The sequence below is a fragment of the Sphingobium sp. genome (genome assembly GCF_041987595.1).
In the GTDB taxonomy this organism is placed as follows: domain Bacteria; phylum Pseudomonadota; class Alphaproteobacteria; order Sphingomonadales; family Sphingomonadaceae; genus Sphingobium.
The window spans coordinates 1-4,999 of record NZ_JBHIWJ010000168.1 but is presented as its reverse complement, the minus strand read 5'-3'; the positions used below and the strand labels follow the sequence as shown (position 1 = coordinate 4,999).

The window sequence follows — 4,999 nt, the reverse complement described above, 5'->3', positions numbered from 1 at the left end:
TCCGGGGATCGCTTGCCCCCGGTTTGATGGCCTCGCCGGTGTCGACGACCTGGCCGTCATTGCCCTGCGGCTGTTGCTTCAGCTTGAGATAGGCGTCGGACAGCTTCTTGTAGTTGCTGTCCTGCGGCGCAAGGCCATCGAGCCAGCCACGCAGCTTGCCCGATGCCAGCGCGTCTTTCAGCCCGCGTTCGAGATCCAGCTTGGGGGCGCCCAGTGTGTAGACCTCATAGAGCTTTTTGGGATCGCTCGCGCCACCAGCCAGCGCCCTGGCATAGCGCAGGGCACTGTGGGTAAGCGCGTCCTGACCGGCGCTTGTTCCTGGCTCGCCTTCAACGGCAAAGGAGAGATGGTCGAGGCCATGCACGGCGCGACTGTCAATGGCCTGCTTGAGATCACGAATTGCGTCCTCGTTCCACTGCGCTTGCCGCTGCGCCGACGCCGTGTCGGCTCCATTTCCGCTGCCCGACTGGCTGCCGCAGGCCGCCAGGGTCAGGGCGATGGCGACCATCGGAAGGGCGACAAGGGACTTGGGCACGCATTTCTCCTTACAAGCTCTTTCCTGCAACGCGCGACCCTGATCGAGGCTCCGGCGCATCGGCGCGGCCTTGCCATTGATCGGACGCCACAGGCACGACGACGCCCCTCAGGCGACAAATTCGGCGGGTGTGTCGGCCTGCAGCATCTGGGCGAGACGGGCTGCGTCCCAATTGCTCAGGCGAATGCAGCCATGACTTTGCGAACGGCCGATCAGGCTCGGTTCGGGGGTTCCGTGGATGCCATAATGGGGCTTGTCGAGATCGATCCAGACGACCCCCACGGGATTGTTGGGCCCTGCGCTCAGCTGCGCCTTCTGGTCGTTGCTGTCCGCGTCCCAGAAGAGATCGGGGTTATAATGATAGGTGGGCATGAAGGCGGTTGTCCGGATCGTCCACTTTCCCAGCGGCAACGGATCATGGTCGCTGCCTGTCGTCGCGGGAAATTGAGCTATCAGCCGGTCCTGTGCGTCATAGACCCTGAGCACGCTTTGCGATTTGCTGACGATGATCCTGGCTGCGCGGGGCTGGCTCGCACTTATATTGAGACCCGACAGCACGTCCCGCCACCGGGCCGGGAGGCGCGGATCATAGGTCCGATCAGAGGGAATCAGTCCCGGCAGCAGCAATTCCATCCCCGCTCTGGGCGTCTTGAGACCGGGATTGAGCTGCAGGAGGGTATCGCTGCTTGTATGGAAACGCTCGGACAGCTTCTCGAGCAGGTTGCGATAACCAAGAAAGGGAAGCGAGGCCTGATCGACGATCCTTGAGGGAATGTCGGGCGTGAAAGAAGCTTCCAGCGCTTCCGCTCTTAGAACCATGCGAATGAGCGTGGGCGCCCGCTCGCTCGCCAATGCCTTGCGGCTCGCGGCATCCAGCACGCCGCTTTGTTCGAGGCCCCGTGCCTCCTGAAAGGCCTTGAGGGCGGCTACGAAGAAGCGGCCATGTTTTCCATCGATGATGCCCGGCGCAAAGCCCGCTCGGTCAAGCTGGACCTGGGCCTGGAATATGGCCGGGTCGATGCCTGCCGGAAGGCTGGCCGGAGCGCCTGTCTGATCCCTGGCAGGTGCGGCGGCCTGCACGGACGCCGCAAAAATGAGACCAACCGAGGCCAGAATCCGGAATTGCCATGGAACCGATCTTTTCACGTCGCCAGAAACACCTTATATGACAGGAACATAGGCAACGCTTGCGAGCGGCCTTTATCTCCCTGAAACATGTTCGGGACCAACGACATTTATGTTATTCGATCGACGGTCGGTGCTGTTTGGCACCGCGGCCTGCGGCATGGCGCAGTTGTTTCCAGTCGCCGCCTGGGCAGCCATTCCGGAAAGACGGCTTGCCTTTCGCAACCTGCATAATTCCGAGCATATCGACATCTGCTATTTTTCCGGCGGGCGTTTCCGCCGGGACGGCATCGCCGAGCTCAATCATTTCATGCGCGACTGGCGTACAGGCGAGGCGATCAGGATGGATACGAGTCTGCTCGATGCACTCGTCCATCTCCAGGCAGCGACCGGAGCCGACAAGCGCGCCTATTTCACCCTGATTTCGGGCTATCGTTCGCCCAGGACCAATGGCAGGCTGCATCGCAGCTCATCGGGCGTTGCCTCCAAGAGCCAGCATATGCTTGGCAAGGCCGTGGACATAAGGCTCAAAAATGTGCGCCTCGCCAACCTTCACAAGGCTGCCCTCTCGCTGCGCGCAGGCGGCGTAGGCTATTATCCGCAAAGCAATTTCGTCCATGTCGACACCGGGCGGGTTCGTCACTGGTAGGAAGCGCCTCCTGCCGACCTATTCACCGCCCCGCTTGTCCTGAATGGAGCAGGCACACGGAACCATCCATCCATCGGCGCCATTCGCTCCAAAGGAGAGAAGGAGATGGCCCATGCATATCCTGATCATAGAAGATGAAGCGATCCTTGCCATGCATCTCCAGATGTTTCTGGAAGAACTGGGCGCCGACAGCTGCGCCGTGGCCGCCACACAGGCCGAGGCCGTCCGTGAGGCGCTCGATCACAAGCCCGACCTCATCGCGTCCGACCTCATTCTGCCGCAAGGAAGCGGGCCAGGCGCGGTAAAGATGATCCGTTCGCGCCTTGGCGATATTCCGGTCATCTATATCACCGGCTCCCCTGAAGAGGCCAGGCTCGCAGACCCTGGCCCACCCGTCATAACCAAGCCGATCCGATGGCTCGACCTGGTCGGGGTGACGCAAGATCATGGCCTGCCCTCCCCTCTGCCAGCCGAAACGGAATGACGGGCGGTCGTCACACAGTCAAATTCGGGTTATGATCAAATTCAGGCCCCAGCGAAATTCAGGCCCGCCCAAATCCAGACCTTCTCCAAAGTTAGGCCGCAGTCGCCAGCTGGCTGATGTCGAAAGGCTTTGCGGCGAGCCCATGCTGCGCGCGGATCGCCTCCAGATAATCGAGGATGCTCACCACGACATTGTCCTGCGTGCTGACTTCAGCCCGATTATTTTCAAGACTGCCGCCATTGAGCAGGGCTTCAAGCGCGACCCGGGCCCTTGCGACGCGGCTCTTGATCGTCCCGACAGCAACCCCGATAATCTCGGCCGTCTCCTCATAGGAGATGCCGCCCGCGCCAACCAGGATCAGCGCCTCTCGCTGCGGCACGGGCAATTGCATCAATGCGCGCATCATGTCGCGCAGCTCGACGCTCTTTTCCTGGTCGGCGGGCGCTGCAAGGACGCGATCGGCGACGAGCTCGTCCCATTCGCCGACGAACCGCCTGCGCCGCATCTCGCTCAGAAAATGGTTGCGCAGGATAACGAAGGCCCAGGCCCGGAAATTCGTGCCCGCGACATAGCGCTCACGCGCGCGCCAGGCCTTGAGCATCGTCTACTGGACGAGATCGTCCGCCGTATCCCGGTTGCCCGCCAGGCTGCGCGCAAAGGCACGAAGCTGGGGAAGAACAGCGGCAAGCGCTGCCTTGAACTCCGCGTCCGAGAGACGGGGTGCCTGGGCCGAGGCCGATATGTCATCCTGCATGCTGCGTCCCTCCATAACTGGTCAAGAGAACATTCCGCCAGTGTATCGGTTCCCAAAAGCAGCGCCGCCTTATCGCAGAGCTGGGCACATCCTTTGCCATGGAGAGGATGGTGCCCCCGTCCAGGCCGCTTCGCTCCACCCCGGTCACCCGTTCACGATCGTCCCGCCATTGGGGTGAAGAACCTGACCCGACATATAGCTGGCATCCTCGCAGGCGAGGAACAGGAAGGCCGGCGCGACCTCGTTGGGCTGGCCTGGCCGCCCCATCGGCGTGCTTTCGCCAAAATGTTCGAGCTTCTCCGGGCTCGCACCGCCACAGGGATTGAGCGGCGTCCAGATCGGCCCGGGCGCGACGGCATTCACGCGAATGCCCTCGCCCACCAGATTTTCCGACAGGGAGCGGGTGAAGGCGGTAATGGCGCCCTTGGTCGCGCTATAGTCCAGCAGTTCCGAACTGCCCTGATACATGGTCACGCTGGTGCAGTTGACGATGGCTGCCCCGCTTTTCAAATGCGGTCGCGCCGCCTGGACCAGGAAGAACATGCCGAAGATATTGGTCTGGAAGGTGCGGCGAAGCTGATCCTCGCTGATGTCAGTAATATCCTTGTCGGGATGCTGTTCACCCGCATTGTTGACAATGATGTCGATCTTGCCGAACGCCTCCAGGGTGCGGGCAACAATCTCGTCGCCAAAGGTGCGCGCGCCAATGTCCCCGCGGATCATGATCGCCCGTTGCCCCCCCCCTTCCACGATGCGTTTCGTTTCCGCGGCATCCTCGTCTTCGAGCAGATAGACGATCGCTATGTCAGCGCCTTCGCGCGCGTAGAGCGCCGCTACCGCGCGCCCGATCCCGCTGTCGGCGCCGGTGATGATCGCGACCTTCCCCGCAAGCCGGCCCGAGCCGCGATAACGGGGCTGCCATTGCGGCTTCGGGCTCAGCCTGCTCTCATGGCCCGGCAGCGCATCCTCATGGATCATAGGGGCGGTATCGCTCATCGCATAATCTCCTTTGCTCCAAAGACCCCTTTGCGCGCCCGGGAGTTCTCCGTGCGAGAAACGGATGGTCGCATCCAGCGAGCATCCAGACCTTTTCCACGCCCCATCCAGGCTGCTCGAGGAGATGAACCATGCCGCTCAAGGCGCTGGCGCTTAACTGCACGCTCAAGCCAGGCAGGGGCGCGCAGAGTTCGACCGACGCGATGATCGCCGTGCTGGCGGAAGCCTTCAGCCAATATGATGTGACAGTCAGCGAGACGGTCCGGGTTGCAGCTCTCGACATCAAGCCGGGCGTCACCTCCAACGAAGGGGATGGCGATGCCTGGCCGGGACTGCGCGAGAAGATCCTCGCGCACGACATATTGCTCTTTGGCGGACCGATCTGGATGGGGCAGATCAGCAGCGTCGCCAAACGGGTGCTGGAGCGGATGGATGCCTTTCTCTCGGAGACCGATG

The 4,999-nt window shown here is 62.0% G+C and carries 5 protein-coding genes and 2 pseudogenes; 3 read left to right on the top strand and 4 right to left on the bottom strand.

Annotated elements, in window-relative coordinates; genetic code table 11:
* Nucleotides 1-535 (bottom strand): annotated as a pseudogene (locus ACFC3J_RS22035) (murein L,D-transpeptidase); the annotation flags it as partial.
* Between the two features lie 108 nt (nucleotides 536-643).
* On the bottom strand, nucleotides 644-1,615 hold the full coding sequence (locus tag ACFC3J_RS22030; RefSeq protein WP_375198093.1) for a L,D-transpeptidase: 972 nt from the start codon (nucleotides 1,613-1,615) through the stop codon (nucleotides 644-646).
* A gap of 157 nt (nucleotides 1,616-1,772) precedes the next feature.
* Between ACFC3J_RS22030 and ACFC3J_RS22025 the strand changes: the two genes are divergently transcribed.
* Nucleotides 1,773-2,309, top strand: coding sequence for a DUF882 domain-containing protein (locus ACFC3J_RS22025; RefSeq protein ID WP_375198092.1), 537 nt, complete (start codon nucleotides 1,773-1,775; stop codon nucleotides 2,307-2,309).
* A gap of 112 nt (nucleotides 2,310-2,421) precedes the next feature.
* Nucleotides 2,422-2,793 (top strand): response regulator, encoded by a 372-nt coding sequence (locus tag ACFC3J_RS22020; RefSeq protein ID WP_375198091.1) that lies wholly within the window; start codon nucleotides 2,422-2,424, stop codon nucleotides 2,791-2,793.
* A gap of 91 nt (nucleotides 2,794-2,884) precedes the next feature.
* Here ACFC3J_RS22020 and ACFC3J_RS22015 read toward each other — a convergent pair.
* Nucleotides 2,885-3,547, bottom strand: a pseudogene (locus ACFC3J_RS22015) (sigma-70 family RNA polymerase sigma factor).
* Between the two features lie 144 nt (nucleotides 3,548-3,691).
* Nucleotides 3,692-4,543 carry an SDR family oxidoreductase gene (locus ACFC3J_RS22010; RefSeq protein ID WP_375198090.1) on the bottom strand — a complete coding sequence of 284 codons (852 nt, stop codon included), beginning with the start codon at nucleotides 4,541-4,543 and terminating at the stop codon, nucleotides 3,692-3,694.
* Between the two features lie 131 nt (nucleotides 4,544-4,674).
* Here ACFC3J_RS22010 and ACFC3J_RS22005 point away from each other — a divergent pair.
* Nucleotides 4,675-4,999 (top strand): flavodoxin family protein (locus ACFC3J_RS22005; protein WP_375198089.1); only part of this gene is annotated, 325 nt, incomplete at its 3' end.